The organism is Streptomyces sp. NRRL S-37, assembly GCF_000721605.1.
In the GTDB taxonomy this organism is placed as follows: domain Bacteria; phylum Actinomycetota; class Actinomycetes; order Streptomycetales; family Streptomycetaceae; genus Streptomyces.
In genome coordinates, this window is sequence record NZ_JOIZ01000005.1 from 262112 (window position 1) to 278004 (window position 15893).

Below are 15893 nucleotides of genomic sequence, written 5' to 3' on the forward strand. Positions count from 1 at the left end.
GCCGTGCAGGGAGCGCGGGCCTCTCGCCGTATCGCGGGACCTCAGCCCTTCGACGCCTTCTTCTCCTCCGCGTCGTCGATGACCGCCTGCGCCACCTGCTGCATCGACATCCGCCGGTCCATCGACGTCTTCTGGATCCACCGGAACGCCGCCGGCTCCGTCAGCCCGTACTGCGTCTGCAACACCGACTTCGCCCGGTCCACCAGCTTCCGCGTCTCCAGCCGCAGACTCAGATCCGCGACCTCACGCTCCAGCTCCTTCAGCTCCGTGAACCGCGACACCGCCATCTCGATCGCCGGCACCACATCACTCTTGCTGAACGGCTTCACCAGATACGCCATCGCACCCGCGTCCCGCGCCCGCTCCACCAGGTCACGCTGCGAGAACGCGGTCAGCATCAGCACCGGGGCGATGCTCTCCTCGGCGATCTTCTCCGCCGCCGAGATACCGTCCAGCTTCGGCATCTTCACATCGAGGATCACCAGATCGGGCCGGTGCTCACGCGCCAGCTCCACGGCCTGCTCACCGTCACCGGCCTCACCGACGACGGAGTAGCCCTCCTCCTCCAGCATCTCTTTGAGATCGAGCCGGATCAGGGCCTCGTCCTCGGCGATCACGACACGGGTCGTCATCGGAGGCACGTGCGACTTGTCGTCGTCGGGCACGTCTGCGGGCTGGGGCGACTCGGGGGCGCTCACGTGGGCTCCTTGGTGCGGGGCAGGCCGGTACTGCTGAGAAGCAGCGTACCTAGAGGCGGCGACCAAGGGTGACCCGGTATGATTCCGTGAGCCAGTCCTGCCGGGTTGGTGGAATGGCATACACGGATGTCTCAAACACATCTGCCCGAGAGGGCTTGCGGGTTCGAATCCCGCACCCGGCACTCCTGAAGCGGAGGATCACGTTCGCGTGGTTCTCCGCTTTTTACTGCATGGCGTCACGATCGCTCACGCACAGTGTCCGTATGGAACAGCACAGTCCTTCGATCCGCGCACATGCTGTCGCACTCATGCGGCAGGGCGTTCCCAACCGTGTGGTGGCGGAGCAACTGAACATTCCGCGAGGCACCATCGGCTGGTGGCGCTGCGAGGACCGCAAACTACGCGGTGAGGTGTACCGGCAGCCAACGGATTGCCCGAAGTGCACAGGCCGCGACTTCGACGAAGTGGCGTACTCGTATCTGCTGGGCCTCTACCTCGGCGACGGCCACATCGTCTCGAAGCCGAAGCAGCATCACCTGTCGATCTTCTGCAACGCAGAACAAACAGGACTGATCGCGGCTGCCGAAGACGCGATGCGCAAGGTGATGCTTTTACCCAGCGTCGGACGCCACTACAAGCCCGGCTGCATCGAAGTGAAGTCGTACACCAAGCACTGGGTGTGCATGTTCCCCCAGCACGGCCCCGGCATGAAGCACACCCGCAAGATCGCCCTCGAACCCTGGCAGCAGGCCATCGTCGACGAGCACCCCTGGGAGTTCATCCGCGGGCTGATCCACTCGGACGGCTGCCGGATCACCAACTGGACGACCCGCATGGTCGCCGGGGAGCGCAAGCGCTACGAGTATCCGCGGTACTTCTTCACCAACAAGTCGGACGACATCAGGAAGCTCTTCACGGACACGCTGGACAAGGTCAGCGTCGAGTGGACGACGCTGACCCGCGGCAGCGACCCCTTCAACATCTCCGTCGCCCGCAAGGCCTCCGTAGCCCTCATGGATCTCCACGTGGGCCCCAAGTACTGACCGCCCCGGGGCCCGGCCCTGCTACTTGGGGCTGTCGTCCTCGCCGATGTGGTGGACGCGGACCATGTTCGTCGAGCCGGAGACGCCCGGTGGGGAGCCGGCCGTGATCACGACCGTGTCGCCCTTCGCGCAGCGGGCGTACTTCAGGAGCAGTTCGTCGACCTGGGCGACCATGGCGTCCGTGGTGTCGACGTGGGGGCCGAGGAAGGTCTCGACGCCCCAGGTGAGGCTGAGCTGGGAGCGGGTGGCGGGGTCGGGGGTGAAGGCGAGGAGGGGGATGGGGCTGCGGTAGCGGGAGAGGCGGCGGGCGGTGTCGCCTGACTGGGTGAAGGCGACGAGGAACTTGGCGCCGAGGAAGTCGCCCATCTCCGCGGCCGCGCGGGCGACCGCGCCGCCCTGGGTGCGGGGCTTGTTGCGTTCGGTGAGGGGTGGGAGGCCCTTGGCGAGGATGTCCTCTTCGGCTGCTTCGACGATGCGGGCCATGGTGCGTGCGGTCTCGATGGCGTGTTTGCCGACGCTGGTCTCGCCGGAGAGCATGACGGCGTCGGTGCCGTCGATGACGGCGTTGGCGACGTCGGAGGCTTCCGCGCGGGTGGGGCGGGCGTTGTCGATCATGGAGTCGAGCATCTGGGTGGCGACGATGACCGGTTTGGCGTTGCGCTTGGCGAGTTTGATGGCGCGCTTCTGGACGATGGGTACCTGTTCGAGGGGCATTTCGACGCCGAGGTCGCCGCGGGCGACCATGATGCCGTCGAAGGCGGCGACGATGTCGTCGATGTTCTCGACGGCCTGGGGTTTTTCGATCTTGGCGATGACGGGGAGGCGGCGGCCTTCCTCGTCCATGACGCGGTGGACGTCCTTGATGTCGCGTCCGCTGCGGACGAAGGAGAGGGCGATGACGTCGAAGCCGGTGCGCAGTGCCCAGCGGAGGTCGTCTTCGTCCTTTTTGGAGAGGGCGGGGACGGAGAGGGCGACGCCAGGGAGGTTGAGGCCTTTGTGGTCGGAGACCATGCCGCCTTCGAGGACGGTGGTGTGGACGCGGGGGCCGTCGACGGCGGTGACTTCGAGGGTGACCTTGCCGTCGTCGACGAGGATGCGTTCGCCGGTGGTGACGTCGGTGGCGAGGCCGGCGTAGGTGGTGCCGCAGATGTCGCGGTCGCCTTCGGTGCCTTCTTCGACGGTGATGGTGAAGGTGTCTCCGCGTTCGAGGAGTACGGGGCCTTCGGTGAAGCGGCCGAGGCGGATTTTCGGGCCTTGGAGGTCGGCGAGGAGGCCGACGCTGCGGCCGGTCTCGTCGGCTGCTTTGCGGACTCGTCGGTAGCGCTCCTCGTGTTCGGCGTGTTCGCCGTGGCTGAGGTTGAGGCGTGCGACGTCCATTCCGGCGTCGACCAGGGCTTTGATCTGGTCGTAGCTGTGGGTGGCGGGGCCCAGGGTGCAGACGATTTTCGCTCGGCGCATGTTTCGAGCCTAGGGCTTACCGGTCGGTAGCGACTTGGTGGCGTGTGACGACTCAACGGCCAGTGGATGAAGGGTTGTTGACAAGAAGTGTTGGTTTGTGCGCGGGGTCGCTCCGATGAGCGTGCGCGCTCCTTGTTCTCGAATGCCGGTTCTACAGGCGGGGTGGTTGGAGGGTGAAGCGGGCGCTGACTTCGGCGTGGACGTGCTGCCGTTGGGGTTCGAGGTCGAGGGGTGGGGGCGGGGTGTTGTCGGTGGTCGCGGTGAATGCCATGGAGCGGGTGCGGGGGAAGGGTTCGGGTCCTGCCGAGGTGTCGGTGAGTTCGATGAGGGCGGCGAGGGTGGTGCCGAGTGCTTCGGCGTATTCGCGGGCGCGGCGGAGGGCGTCGTGCACCGCGAGTCGTCGTGCTTCGCGGTGGGTGGGGGATTCCGGGCGGAGGGTCCACCAGGGGCCGTCGATGCGGGTGAGGTCGAGGTCGGCCAGTCGGGTGATGAGTGTGCCGAGGGTGGTGAAGTCGTTCAGGTCGGCGGTGAGGTGGACGGTGCCGTGGTGGGCGCGGATGCGTTCGCCGCGGCTGTGGGGGCTGAGTTCGGGGGTGATGGTGAGGGTGCCGGTTTCGAGGTGTTCGACGGTGTCGCCGTAGGACTTGAGCAGGTCGAGGGCTTCCGTGTTGCGGCGGGTGAGGTCGTCGAGGGTGGTGCGTCGGTCGCGGTCGCGTGCGGTGAGTGTGATGGTGATGCGGGCGAGGTCGGGGGTGGTGTCGAGGTGGGCTTCGCCGCGGACGGTGAGGTGGGGTGTGTCGGGTGTGCCGTGGGGGTGGGGGGTGGTCATGTGTCTCACTGTGTCATCGGTCGTACGGGTGGGGGGAGGGTGTGGGACACCGGATCGCAACCTGGGGGGTCTGTTGTGCGTGGGCGTGTTCAGGTCAGAATCATCGGGCGAATCTACGCGCGTTGTTCCGTTGTTGTCCGAGGAGAGCCTGCTATGCCGTTGAACCGCCGGAAGTTCTTGAAGAGGTCCGCTGTGGCGGGGGCGGGGGTGGCGCTGGCGGGTACGGCGGCGGTTCCCGCGGCCGAGGCGGCCGGGGCCACCGGGGTGGGGCGGGGGAGGAAGCCGGTGAAGCGGTACGCGCTGACCGTGATGGGCACGACCGATCTGCACGGCCATGTCTTCAACTGGGATTACTTCAAGGACGCCGAGTACACGGACGCGGCCGGTAACGCGCAGGGGCTGGCGCGGGTGTCGACGCTGGTGGACCAGGTGCGTGAGGAGAAGGGCCGGCGCAACACGCTGCTGCTGGACGCGGGTGACACCATCCAGGGCACCCCGCTGACGTACTACTTCGCGAAGGTGGACCCGATCACCGCCGAGGGTGGTCCGGTGCATCCGATGGCGCAGGCGATGAACGCGATCGGGTACGACGCGGTGGCGCTCGGCAATCACGAGTTCAACTACGGCATCGAGACGCTGCGGAAGTTCGAGGAGCAGTGTGACTTCCCGCTGCTGGGTGCCAACGCGCTGGACGCGAGGACGCTGAAGCCGGCCTTTCCGCCGTACTTCATCAAGAAGTTCCACGTGAAGGGCGCTCCCCCGGTGAAGGTGGCGGTTCTCGGGCTGACCAATCCCGGTATCGCGATCTGGGACAAGGCGTACGTGCAGGGGAAGCTGACGTTCCCGGGTCTGGAGGAGCAGGCGGCGAAGTGGGTGCCGAGGCTGCGGTCGATGGGTGCGGACGTGGTGGTGGTGTCGGCGCACTCGGGGTCGTCGGGCACGTCGTCGTACGGTGACCAGTTGCCGTACGTGGAAAACGCGGCGGCGAACGTGGCGCGGCAGGTGCCGGGGATCGACGCGATCCTGGTGGGGCACGCGCATCAGGAGATCGCGGAGCTGCGGGTCGTCAACGAGGAGACCGGCAGGGAGGTCGTGCTGTCGGAGCCGTTGTGCTACGCGGAGCGGCTGACGCTGTTCGATTTCGAGCTGGCCTTCGAGCGGGGCCGGTGGCGGGTGGAGTCGGTGAGGGCGTCGTTGCGGGACGCGGCGACGGTGGAGGACGATCCGAGGATCACCCGGTTGCTGCGTGACGAGCACGCGCGGGTCGTGGAGTACGTCAATCAGGTGGTGGGGTCGGCGACCGAGACGCTGACGACGGTGGAGGCGCGCTACAAGGACGCGCCGATCATCGACCTGATCGGCAAGGTGCAGGAGGACGTGGTGCGGGCGGCCCTGGCGGGTACCGAGTACGCGTCGCTGCCGGTGCTGTCGCAGGCGTCGCCGTTCTCGCGTACTTCGGAGATTCCGGCGGGCGAGGTGACGATCCGGGACCTGTCGAGCCTGTACGTGTATGACAACACGCTGGTGGCGAAGCTGATGACGGGTGCGCAGGTGCGGGCGTACCTGGAGTACTCGGCGGAGTATTTCGTGCGGACGGCTGCCGGTGCGGTGGTGGACGTGGACAAGCTGACGAACGCGGGCGGCCGCCCGGACTACAACTACGACTACGTGTCGGGGCTCTCCTACGACATCGACATCGCGCAGCCGGCGGGTTCGCGGATCAGGAACGTCACGTTCGGCGGCGCCCCGCTGGACGACGCGGCGCGGTTCGTGTTCGCGGTGAACAACTACCGGGCGAACGGTGGTGGCGCGTTCCCGCATGTGGCGTCGGCGAAGGAGCTGTGGTCGGAGTCGACGGAGATCCGGACGCGGATCGCGGAGTGGGTGACGGCGAAGGGTGTGCTGGACCCGAGGGACTTCGCGTCGGTGGACTGGAGGCTGACGCGGGACGGTACGCCGGTGTTCTGATCCTCGTTGCTCTGTACGGGTGATGGTCAGGTCCCGTCCGCCAGTGGGGTGAGCCGTATGGCTCGCCGGGCGGGCGGGATCTGTGGTGTGTGGGGGTGGAGGCCGAAGGTGGTGAAGGCGGTGCGGGTGGGCTGGGGGTAGGTCTGGCGGCCGGTGAGGTGGTTGAGGATCGTGGCGCTGCGCCAGGCGGCGAGTCCGAGGTCGGGGGTGCCGACGCCGTGGGTGTGGAGTTCGGCGTTCTGGACGTAGATGTTGCCGGTGACGGTGGGGTCCAGGTCGAGGCGGAAGTGGGTGTCGACGCGGGGCCGGCCGGCGTGGTCGCGGCGCAGGTGGGGGTCGAGGGGGGCGAGGAGGTGGTCGAGGGGGCGTGGGCGGTGGCCGGTGGCGAGGACGACGGCGTCGGTGGTGAGGCGGGTGCGGGTGTGCTGCACGGTGTGCTCGATGTGGAGCTCGATGCGGCCGGGTCCGAGGCGTCCGGCGGTGCGGACGTGGACGGCGGGGGTGAGGACGGTGTCGGGCCAGCCGCCGTGGAGGGTGCGCCGGTAGAGCTCGTCGTGGATGGCGGCGATGGTGCCGGTGTCGATGGCTTTGTGGAGTTGCCATTGAGCGGGGACGAGCCGGTCGCGGACGGGTTCGGGCAGGGCGTGGAAGTAGCGGGTGTGGTCGGGGGTGAAGTGTTCGAGGCCGAGTTTGGAGTACTCCATGGGGGCGAACGCGCCGGTGCGGCCGATCCAGTGGAGGCGTTCTCGTCCGGGGGGCCGGTGGCGCAGCAGGTCGAGGAAGACCTCGGCGCCGGACTGTCCGGTGCCGACGACGGTGATGTGGCCGGCGGCGAGGAGGGTGTCGCGGTGGGTGAGGTAGTCGTCGGAGTGGATGACGGGGAGGTCGGGGTCGTCGGTGAGGGGTCGTAGCGGTTCGGGCACCTGGGGTTCGGTGCCGATGCCGAGGACGAGGTGGCGGGCGTGGACGCGGTCTGCCGAGGTGGGCTGTCCGTTCGGGTCGAGGCGGGTGAGGTCGATCTGGAACAGGGCGTGTCGGGGGTTCCAGTGGACGGTGTCGGCGCGGTGGCCGAAGTGGAGTGCGGGGAGGTGGTCGGCGACCCAGCGGCAGTAGGTGTCGTATTCGGTGCGTCGGATGTGGAAGTGCTCGGTGAAGTAGAAGGGGTAGAGGCGTTCGCGGTCTTTGAGGTGGTTGAGGAAGGTCCAGGGGCTGGTGGGGTCGGCGAGGGTGACGAGGTCGGCGAGGAAGGGGACTTGGATGGTGGCGTCGTCGAGGAGGAGACCGGGGTGCCAGGTGAAGTGGGGGTGCTGGTCGTAGAAGGCGGTGTGCAGTGTGGTGAGGGGGTGGGCGAGGGCGGCGAGGGAGAGGTTGAAGGGGCCGATGCCGATGCCGACGAGGTCGTGGGGTGTGTCGGGGGGTGTGGGGGTCATCGGGGTCCTTCCGCGTGGGCCCGGTGGGCGGGGGTGAGGGGGCCTGCGAGGTCGCCGGGGCGGGTGGCGGGGTCCCAGCTTGTGGGCGCGGGAGGGCGACGCGCCCGGAAGGTTGGGGAATCAGACCCGAAAGGGGGTACGTCCGCATTGGTGAGGTGTGTGCGGGGTGTTCTCTGTCCTCTTCCGCCGGGGCGGTTTCCCGGGGTGTGGGGTGGGTCCGGTGGTTGTGGTCACCGGCCTGTTGTCAGTGGGTTGCGGCATGATGCGGGGAGGTGACGGTCCGTCCGGTGGCGGGTTCCGGGCCGTGTGTGCCGGACCGGTCGGTGCTCGAGGCGATACCTCCGGAGCGGCCGTCGTACCGGCCGCCCACGTCGTCGGAGGAGGCCGGGTGGAAGCGGGTCCCGGCGGCAAAGGCGGGGGCCGGCAGGGCGAGGCGGCCGGGTCCCGGCCGGGTTCCGGGTGCGCCTGTGCCGGCGGTGCCCGTCGGCGGGAGCGCGGCGGCGGAGACGGAGCGTTGTGCCGTCGTGGTGGGCCCGGTCTCCGGCCGCCCGCGTGAACCCTTGCGGATCTCGCAGCCGCACTTCGCGCTTCCCGCCGTGCTCGCCGCCGCCGGGTCCGATCCGCTCGAGGCGGCTCTGGACGCGGTGTGGCACGCGGTGGGCACGTACGGCGAGCACTGTGCGGTGCTGCCGGCGGAGGTCCGGTCGGTGTGCGGCGGGTAGGCCGGGCGCCGGGCGGGAGTGGGCGCGTCTTCCGGGGCCGTCGTGTCTACCGGCCGCCCGGTGCGGGGCTGTCCGTCGTCCGCTGACGGGGTGTGGCTCGGTGCACGGTGGCGATGGCCCTGTCCGCGGCCGCGCGCAGGGTGGTGTCGTCCCGGTCGGTGCCGGCCCAGGCGATGTGCCCGTCGGGGCGGATCAGGGCGGCGCGTACCCCGGTCCAGGCGTCCGGGGGTTCTTCCAGGGTGCCGGTGCGGACGGTGAGCCCTCGCGGCGTGCGGTCGCCGAGGGTGCGGTCGGCCGTGAGGTCGAGCAGGAGGGGGACGTTCGGGGGCAGCAGGGTGAACAGGGTGTCGTCCGTGCCGGTGAGGGCGAGGTCGGTGGCGCGGGTGCCGGTGAGCGGGTGGTCCGTCGGTTCGGGGTGGGGGGAGGTGACCGCGAGGGCGGTGAGCCGCTCGGCCAGCGCGCGGTTGAGCTCGGGGAGTGTGGCGATCAGTCGGCTCAGTACGGCTCGCAGGTCGAGGCCCTCGGGTGTGAAGGTGGTCATGAGGGCGGTCTGGGCGCGGCTGTGTTCCGTCAGTTGTGCTCCGACCGGGTGGCGTTCGCTGTGGTAGGTGTCCAGCAGGCCGTCCGGGGCCCGGCCGTTGAGTGTCGCGGCCAGTTTCCAGCCGAGGTTGTGCGCGTCCTGGATGCCGACGTTCATGCCGACTCCTCCGGCGGGGAAGTGCTGGTGGGCGGCGTCGCCGGCGAGCAGGACGCGTCCGCGCCGGTATGTGGCGGCCAGTCGGGTGGCGTTGCCGAAGCGGGAGAGCCACGAGGGGTCGCGCATACCGAAGTCGTCCCCGGTGACGGCGAGGGTCTTCTCCCGCAGTTCCTCCAGGGTGAGGTCGCCGGGGCGTTCGGTGGTGAGACTGTCGGGGCTGACGCCGACGACGCGGAACCTGTCGCCGGGCAGCGGCGCGACCATCACCCCGCCGCGGAGTGTGAAGGCGCTGAAGCCGGGCCGTGGCGGGCGGTCCAGGGTGACGTCGCCGAGCCAGCCGAGGACGGTGGACGGCGTGCCGGGGAAGTCGATGCCGGCGGTGGTGCGCACGGTGCTGCGGGTGCCGTCGCAGCCGACGAGGTACGAGGCCCGGATCTCGTACGGTCCCTCGGGGCCGGTCACGTGTACGGTCACCGCGTCCGGGTGCTCGGTGAATCCGGTGAGGCGGTGGCCTCGTACGATCCGCGCGCCCAGGGTCAGGGCGCGCTCCTGGAGCAGTTCCTCGGTACGGGCCTGGGGCAGGGCGAGGGTGTACGGGAACGGGGTGTCCAGTGCCTGGAAGTCGAGCCGGTCGTCGAGCATCGCGAAGTGACCGCTCGGGATCGGCAGGCCTTCGGCGAGGAACGGCCGGTGCGCCCTGCGCGAGGCCAGCACCTCGATGGTGCGCGGGTGGACGGTGAGCGCCTTGGAGCGTCCGTCGATCCCGGCGCGTTCCTCGACGACGGTCACGGAGATGCCGCCCAGCCGTAGTTCGGCGGCGAGCCAGAGTCCGACGGGGCCTCCTCCGGCGATGATCACCTGCTGCTGTTCCATGAACCCACCCTCCTTGGTCGGTGACCAATTCCTTGAGGCCGCAGTAAACTAGGTCAATGACCAATAGGCAAGCGGGTGGCCGGCTCGATCCGGGCACCGTGACCCGTGCCGCGCTGGACCTCCTGGACGAGAAGGGCCTCGACGCGCTGTCCACGCGTGCGGTCGCCGACCGGCTCGGCGTGCGGATGAACACCGTGCTGTGGCACGTGAAGACCAAGGCCCGGCTGCTGGAGCTGATGGCGGACGCCGTGCTCGGCGAGATCCCGCTGGACGGGCTGCCGGCCGCGCCGGACGAGCGCGCCCGTGAACTGCTGCGCCGCTACCGCCGCGCCCTGCTCGCCCACCGCGACGGCGCCGCGCTCGTCGTCGGCACCCATGCCGCCGAACCGCACACCCTGCGTTTCGCCGACGCCCTGGTCGGCGCGCTCCTGGAGGGCGGCCGGGACGAGCGCGAGGCCGCCTGGACCTCGTGGACGGCCGTCTACTTCACCCTCGGTCTCGCCCAGGAGGAACAGGCGGCCGGGCACCGGGCGCCGGGCGCCGCCCTGGCGGACACGGTCTCGGAGACGGCCCATCCCGCCCTCCACCGCGTGCTCGGCCATCTCGTCCCGGAGGCCTTCGACGAGCGCTTCGAACACGGCCTGGCCGCGGTCCTCGCCCGGCGGTGAGCGGTGACCGGCGCGCATCGGAGCACGGGCTCCGGACAGGCCGGGCCCCGCCCCCGTCCGTGCCCACCGGGCGGACGGGGGCGGGGCCCCGCGCGCCGGTTACGCCTCCCGCACGCGCAGGGCGCGGGCCAGGTCGTCGAGCTGGTCGACGAGTTTGCGGCGCAGGGCGGGGATCGGGTCGGCCTTGCGCAGGCACTTCTCGCCGAGCTTGAGGGTTTCGGTGTCGACGGCGTGGGCGGGGAAGGCCCAGCGTCCGGCGGCTTCGGCGATGGCGGGGCCGCGGCGGGCGGCGACGGCGACGGCGGCCTTGAAGTAGCGGGACACGTAGGGCTGTACGAGGTCGGCCTGTTCGGGCTGCCAGAAGCCCTGGGCGGTGGCGGTGAACAGGTAGTTGGACAGGTCGTCGGAGCCGAACATGGCGTCCCAGGCGCGGGCCTTGGCGTCCTCGTCGGGCAGGGCGGCGCGGCAGCGGGCGGCGCCCTCCTGGCCGGTGGCGCTGGGATCGCGGGCGAGTTCGTCGGCGATGGCGGCCTCGTCGGTGGCGCCGAGCACGGCGAGCCGGGCGAGGATCCGCCAGCGCAGTTCGGGGTCGAGTTCGGGGCCGCCGGGGACGGTGCCGTCGGCGAGCCAGGCGGCGATGGTGTCGGGGTGGGCGGCGGTGTCGATGCGGTGCCGTACGGCGATCAGACGCAGGCCGGGGTGGTCGCCGTCCTCGGTGCGGCGGATGAGGTCGCGGCACAGCTCGGTGAGGGTGGCCAGTGCGGCCGGGCGCCGGTCGGGGGTGAGGTAGCGGCCGGCGATGTGGGTGGAGGCGAAGGCGAGGACGCCCTGGACGAGGGCGAGGTCGGTCTCCTCCGGCAGGTGGGCGGCGGCGGTCGCGAGGTAGTCGGCGGGGGCGAGTTCGCCGTCGCGGACCATGTCGCGCAGCGTGTTCCACATGACGGCGCGGGTGAGCGTGTCGGGGATGCCGGACAGGCCGCGCAGGACGGTCTCCAGGGAGGTGTCGTCGAGGCGGATCTTGGCGTAGGTGAGGTCCAGGTCGTTGGGGACGACCAGGGCGGGGCGGGTGCCGGTGTGCGGCTCGGGGGCCGCTTCCTGGGGCACGTCGGTCTCGTAGCGCTCGCGCAGCAGGAGGCGGCGGCCGTCGTGGAGGTCGCGGTCGTACACGCCGACGGTGACCCGGTGGGGGCGTTCGCCGGTGCGGTCGAGGGCGAGGGTCCACTGGCCGGGGCGGGAGCCGACGGACGCGGTGAGGGTGTCGACACCGGTGGTGCGCAGCCAGGCGTCGGCCCAGGCGTGGACGTCGCGTTCGGTGGCGGAGGCGAGGGAGTCGATGAAGTCGGCGAGTGCGGCGTTGGCGAACCGGTGCCGGGCGAAGTGGGTGTTGATGCCGGCGAGGAAGTCCTTCTCGCCGAGCCAGGTGACGAGCTGGCGCAGGGCGGAGGCGCCCTTGGCGTAGGAGATGCCGTCGAAGTTGAGCAGGGCGGAGGCGGTGTCCTCGACGTCCTTCGGCGCGACGGGGTGGGTGGAGGGCCGCTGGTCGGCGTCGTAGCCCCAGGGTTTGCGGGTGACGCCGAAGTCGGTCCAGGTGTCGGTGAAGCGGGTGGCCTCGGTGAGGGTCTGGTAGCCCATGTACTCGGCGAAGGACTCGTTGAGCCAGATGTCGTCCCACCAGCGGAGGGTGACGAGGTCGCCGAACCACATGTGGGCCATCTCGTGGGCGATGACCATGGCGCGGGTCTGTCGTTCGGTGTCGGTGACGGCGGAGCGGTAGACGAACTCGTCGCGGAAGGTGACCAGGCCGGGGTTCTCCATGGCGCCCGCGTTGAACTCGGGCACGAAGGCCTGGTCGTAGGAGTCGAAGGGGTAGGGCTCCTCGAACTTCTCGTGGTAGCGGTCGAAGCAGGCGCGGGTGATGTCGAGGAGTTCGTCGGCGTCCGTGTCGAGGTAGGGGGCGAGTGAGCGGCGGCAGTGGATGCCGAAGGGCAGGCCGCGGTGTTCGGTGCGCACGGAGTGCCAGGGGCCGGCGGCGACGGCGACGAGGTAGGTGGAGATCAGCGGGGTGGGGGCGGCCTTCCACACGCCCTCGCCGGTGTGCTCGGTGATGCCGTTGGCGAGGACCGTCCAGCCCTCGGGAGCGGTGACGGTCAGCTCGAAGACGGCCTTGAGGTCGGGCTGGTCGAAGGCGGCGAAGACACGCTGCACGTCGTCGAGGAAGAGCTGGGTGTAGACGTAGGTCTCGCCGTCGGTGGGGTCGGTGAAGCGGTGCATGCCCTCGCCGGTGCGGGAGTAGCGCATGCTCGCGTCGACGCGCAGTTCGTGCTCGCCGGCGGTGAGGTTCCTCAGCGGCAGCCGGTTGCCGTCGAGGGTGCCGGTGTCCAGGGGCTGTCCGTCGAGGGTGGCGGAGCGCAGCTCGGCGGGCTTGAGCTCGACGAAGGTGTCCGCGTCCGTGCGGGCGCTGAACCTGATCAGGGTGCGGGAGTCGAACGTCTCGTCACCGGTGGTCAGATCGAGTTCGATCGTGTAGCGGTGGACGTCGAGGAGCTGTGCTCGGTTCTGCGCTTCGTCGCGCGTCAGTACGGACATGCGGGCCATGCTGCCTGATGCGGTCGCCGAACCACAGGGGCGGATCGGGTACGCACCCTATGTCCGGTCTCGTTCGAGCTCCCCGGTGTGCGCCCCGGCGGGCCCTGAGGGCGGTGTGTGCGCGTGCGGGTGGGGCAGGGCGGGATGTCCGGGGGTGGGGGTGCGTTCCTCGAGGCGGGCGCGCAGGGCGCGGATCTCGTGTTCCAGGGCGAGCCGGCGCTGGTGTGCGTCGTAGAGATGACGGATCTTGGTACGCAGCGCCCACGGGTCGACCGGTTTGGTGACGAGATCGGCTACGCCGAGGGCGTACGCGGCGGCGCCGAGCTGGGGGTCGCGGGCGAAGCCGGTGAGCAGGACGACGGGGATGAGCCGGGTCTGTTCCAGGCGGCGCATGTAGCGCACGACGTCGAGTCCGCCGGTGCCCGGCAGGTGGACGTCGAGGAGCAGCAGGCCGACGTTTCCGCGCAGCAGCTGTTTGAGGGCCTCGTCGCCGCTGGTGGCCCGGCCCAGCAGGTGGCCGAGCGGGGCCAGGGCGCTCTCCAGGGCGTACAGGGTGTCCTCGTGGTCGTCGACGATGAGGATGCGGGCGTTCGGCGGCATGCGGCGCGTCCCTCCTCGCAAGGGACCGGATGGCTGTCCGGGAGCCGGCGGGTGGTGCTCGCCGGCCGACAAGGAGTGCACAGGGCAGCATGCTCCGCGCGGGGGGTTCTGTCACTCCCCGGGGGAGGGTGCCGTGGTGCGGTTCGCCGAGGGCGTGGCACCGCCCGCGGTGTCCTCGGCGATGCGTTCGTGGTGGCGGATCACCTCGGCGATGATGAAGTTCAGGAACTTCTCCGCGAAGGCCGGGTCGAGTTTGGCGTTCTCGGCGAGGGCGCGCAGCCGGGTGATCTGGCGTGCCTCGCGGCCCGGGTCGGCGGGCGGCAGCCGGTGCTCGGCCTTGAGGCGGCCGACCTGCTGGGTGCACTTGAAGCGTTCGGCGAGCATGTGGACGACGGCCGCGTCGATGTTGTCGATGCTGTCGCGCAGCCGGGCGAGCTCCTCGCGGACGGCGGGGGCGGCGTCGCCGGTGGTGGTGTTGCTGGTGGTCATGGTGGGTCACCTTACGGGGCGGGCACCGGCCGGGGCAGGCCCGTACAGTGGAACCGGGTTCAGGGCGTCCGGGGGTGAGACGTGGCGAACGGCGGGCCGGTCGAGCACGGTTATCCGCATCTGGAGACGGTGCGGGCGGCCGTCACCGCGCTGTACCGGCGGCTGTCGTGCGACACGGTCCGCACGTTCTCGGTGAGCGTGGCGCCGGCCGATGTGGCGTTCTGCGACACGGACGATCTTCATCTGGGGGCGCAGCGGGTGGCGCGCGAGCTGGTGCGGCACTACCGGCTGCCGGATGCGCGGCTGATCGTCGGGTTCCGTGAGATGACGCATGCGGCGAACGTGGAGCTGGCGGCCGGGCCGGAGTACTTCGTCGAGCTGAACGACCGGTTCCGGACGCATCGGCGGGACATCGGGGCGGCCCTGGCGCACGAGGTGGCGCATGTGTATCTGCACCGGTTGGACCTGTCGTTGCCGGGGACGCGGGAGAACGAGATCCTGACGGACACGGTGGCGACGTACCTGGGGGCGGGGTGGCTGCTGCTGGACGCGTTCCGTCAGGACGGGGCGTCGTCGCAGAAGCTGGGGTATCTCACTCCGGAGGAGTTCGGGTATGTGCTGGCGAAGCGGGCGCTGGCGTTCGGGGAGGATCCGTCGGTGTGGTTCACCAGTGCGCAGGCGTATACGGCGTACACGGAGGGGCTGGCGCTGGCGCGCCGGGACGAGCGGCAGCCTCCGCTGGTCTCCGCCGGGTGGGCCGGCCGCAGGCGGTACGCGCGGGACCGGCGGCACGCCCAGGATCACCGGGTGTCCGCGGGGCGGCCGGATGTTCCGTACAGCTTCACTCCGGCGGAGCACGGCTCCCTGCGGGTGGCGTTTCCGTGTCCCACGTGTCACCAGCGGATCCGTGTGCCGGTGCGGGGGCGTGTGCGGGCGCGGTGCGGGTTGTGCCGGACGGTGCTGGAGTGTGACACCTAGCGGTGTCGGGTGCGGGTACGTGAGGGGGTGATCGCGCCCGCGCGGCGGATCCGCGCATCGGTACAGTCCCGCGTCCCTGCGGGGGCGCTACCCCTGCCCCACGATTCCCTGTGACCGTGCTGCCGCCAGCCAGTGCGGGAACTCGCCCACCAGGCGGTCGTAGAGGTCCGCGTCCGTGACCTTGTTCGGGTTCTCGCCCGCGTGGAAGAAGCCGGCGTTGTCGATCACGCGCTTGGCCGGGACTGCCAGGTCGTCGAGTCTGCGCAGGTAGTCGAATTGTTTGCTGTGCGGGTCGCCGAAGCCGATGAACTGCCAGAACAGGGGGAGGCGGGCGGCCTTGCAGAGGTATTTCTCCGCGGCGAGTCTGTTGACGGGGCCGCCGTCGGTCTGGAAGACCACCAGGGCGGGGGCCGTGGAGCCGCTGTCCAGGTAGTGGTCGATGACGGCGTCCATCGCCAGGTGGTAGCTGGTCCTGCCCATGTGGCCGAGGCCGGAGACGATCCGTTCGATCCGGCCCCGGTGGTCGGCGAGGGCGATGTCGGTGACGGCGTCGACGTCGGTGGAGAAGAAGACGACCGGCACGGTGCCGTCGTCGTCGAGGTGGGCCGACAGGCCCAGCACCCGGTCGGCGAGCGCCTGCACGCTGCCGTCCTTGTAGTACGGCTTCATCGATCCGGAGTAGTCGACCACCAGGTAGATTGCGGCGCGCAGTCCGTCCAGTCCGTGCTTGGCGAGGGACACCCCGGCGGTCTTGTAGAGGCTGACCAGCGCGGGCGCCGTCGCCTCGATCCTGCTGAGACTGATCGCGGCCATACGGCTCCCCCTCGGTCGTGAACTGGGCCTGAGCGTACGGC

The 15893-nt window shown here is 70.2% G+C and carries 14 protein-coding genes and 1 tRNA gene; 6 read left to right on the top strand and 9 right to left on the bottom strand.

What is annotated here, in order from left to right:
- Positions 1 to 41 precede the first annotated feature (41 nt).
- Positions 42 to 698, bottom strand: coding sequence for an ANTAR domain-containing response regulator (locus IH50_RS0108065; RefSeq protein ID WP_030858815.1), 657 nt, complete (start codon positions 696 to 698; stop codon positions 42 to 44).
- A gap of 99 nt (positions 699 to 797) precedes the next feature.
- Between IH50_RS0108065 and IH50_RS0108070 the strand changes: the two genes are divergently transcribed.
- Positions 798 to 880 (top strand) — tRNA-Leu (locus IH50_RS0108070).
- An 81-nt stretch (positions 881 to 961) separates the two neighbouring features.
- Positions 962 to 1741, top strand: coding sequence for a hypothetical protein (locus tag IH50_RS0108075; RefSeq protein WP_030858817.1), 780 nt, complete (start codon positions 962 to 964; stop codon positions 1739 to 1741).
- Between the two features lie 21 nt (positions 1742 to 1762).
- On the opposite strand, the gene pyk is transcribed toward IH50_RS0108075, so the two are convergent.
- A complete protein-coding gene (pyk, locus tag IH50_RS0108080; RefSeq protein WP_030858819.1) occupies positions 1763 to 3199 on the bottom strand; it encodes a pyruvate kinase in 1437 nt (478 codons plus the stop codon).
- A 151-nt stretch (positions 3200 to 3350) separates the two neighbouring features.
- The gene (locus IH50_RS0108085; protein WP_030858821.1) at positions 3351 to 4028 is read right to left on the bottom strand and encodes an SIMPL domain-containing protein; all 678 of its coding nucleotides are present in this window, start codon (positions 4026 to 4028) and stop codon (positions 3351 to 3353) included.
- A 153-nt stretch (positions 4029 to 4181) separates the two neighbouring features.
- Between IH50_RS0108085 and IH50_RS0108090 the strand changes: the two genes are divergently transcribed.
- Entirely contained in the window at positions 4182 to 5996 is a 1815-nt protein-coding gene (locus IH50_RS0108090; RefSeq protein ID WP_030858822.1) for a bifunctional metallophosphatase/5'-nucleotidase, read from the top strand.
- Positions 5997 to 6022: 26 nt separating this feature from the next.
- Here IH50_RS0108090 and IH50_RS0108095 read toward each other — a convergent pair whose 3' ends face one another.
- On the bottom strand, positions 6023 to 7426 hold the full coding sequence (locus tag IH50_RS0108095; RefSeq protein ID WP_030858823.1) for a lysine N(6)-hydroxylase/L-ornithine N(5)-oxygenase family protein: 1404 nt from the start codon (positions 7424 to 7426) through the stop codon (positions 6023 to 6025).
- 560 nt (positions 7427 to 7986) lie between these two features.
- Between IH50_RS0108095 and IH50_RS0108100 the strand changes: the two genes are divergently transcribed.
- Positions 7987 to 8148, top strand: coding sequence for a hypothetical protein (locus IH50_RS0108100; protein ID WP_234328112.1), 162 nt, complete (start codon positions 7987 to 7989; stop codon positions 8146 to 8148).
- 46 nt (positions 8149 to 8194) lie between these two features.
- Here IH50_RS0108100 and IH50_RS0108105 read toward each other — a convergent pair whose 3' ends face one another.
- Positions 8195 to 9718, bottom strand: a complete 1524-nt coding sequence (locus tag IH50_RS0108105) for an FAD-dependent monooxygenase (protein WP_051767218.1) — start codon at positions 9716 to 9718, stop codon at positions 8195 to 8197.
- 56 nt (positions 9719 to 9774) lie between these two features.
- Between IH50_RS0108105 and IH50_RS0108110 the strand changes: the two genes are divergently transcribed.
- Positions 9775 to 10386, top strand: a complete 612-nt coding sequence (locus IH50_RS0108110; protein ID WP_030858828.1) for a TetR/AcrR family transcriptional regulator C-terminal domain-containing protein — start codon at positions 9775 to 9777, stop codon at positions 10384 to 10386.
- Positions 10387 to 10485: 99 nt separating this feature from the next.
- On the opposite strand, the gene pepN is transcribed toward IH50_RS0108110, so the two are convergent.
- The 3 genes from pepN to IH50_RS0108125 form a co-directional block, all read right to left on the bottom strand.
- On the bottom strand, positions 10486 to 12981 hold the full coding sequence (pepN, locus tag IH50_RS0108115; protein ID WP_030858829.1) for an aminopeptidase N: 2496 nt from the start codon (positions 12979 to 12981) through the stop codon (positions 10486 to 10488).
- Between the two features lie 48 nt (positions 12982 to 13029).
- Positions 13030 to 13572, bottom strand: a complete 543-nt coding sequence (locus IH50_RS0108120) for a response regulator (protein ID WP_030858830.1) — start codon at positions 13570 to 13572, stop codon at positions 13030 to 13032.
- Positions 13573 to 13683: 111 nt separating this feature from the next.
- Positions 13684 to 14061 (bottom strand): chorismate mutase, encoded by a 378-nt coding sequence (locus IH50_RS0108125; protein ID WP_030858832.1) that lies wholly within the window; start codon positions 14059 to 14061, stop codon positions 13684 to 13686.
- An 81-nt stretch (positions 14062 to 14142) separates the two neighbouring features.
- On the opposite strand from IH50_RS0108125, the gene IH50_RS0108130 reads away from it, so the two are divergent.
- Entirely contained in the window at positions 14143 to 15039 is an 897-nt protein-coding gene (locus IH50_RS0108130; RefSeq protein ID WP_030858834.1) for a hypothetical protein, read from the top strand.
- Positions 15040 to 15126: 87 nt separating this feature from the next.
- Here IH50_RS0108130 and IH50_RS0108135 read toward each other — a convergent pair whose 3' ends face one another.
- Complete coding sequence (locus IH50_RS0108135) at positions 15127 to 15852, bottom strand: vWA domain-containing protein (protein WP_030858836.1); 726 nt, start codon at positions 15850 to 15852, stop codon at positions 15127 to 15129.
- Positions 15853 to 15893 lie beyond the last annotated feature (41 nt).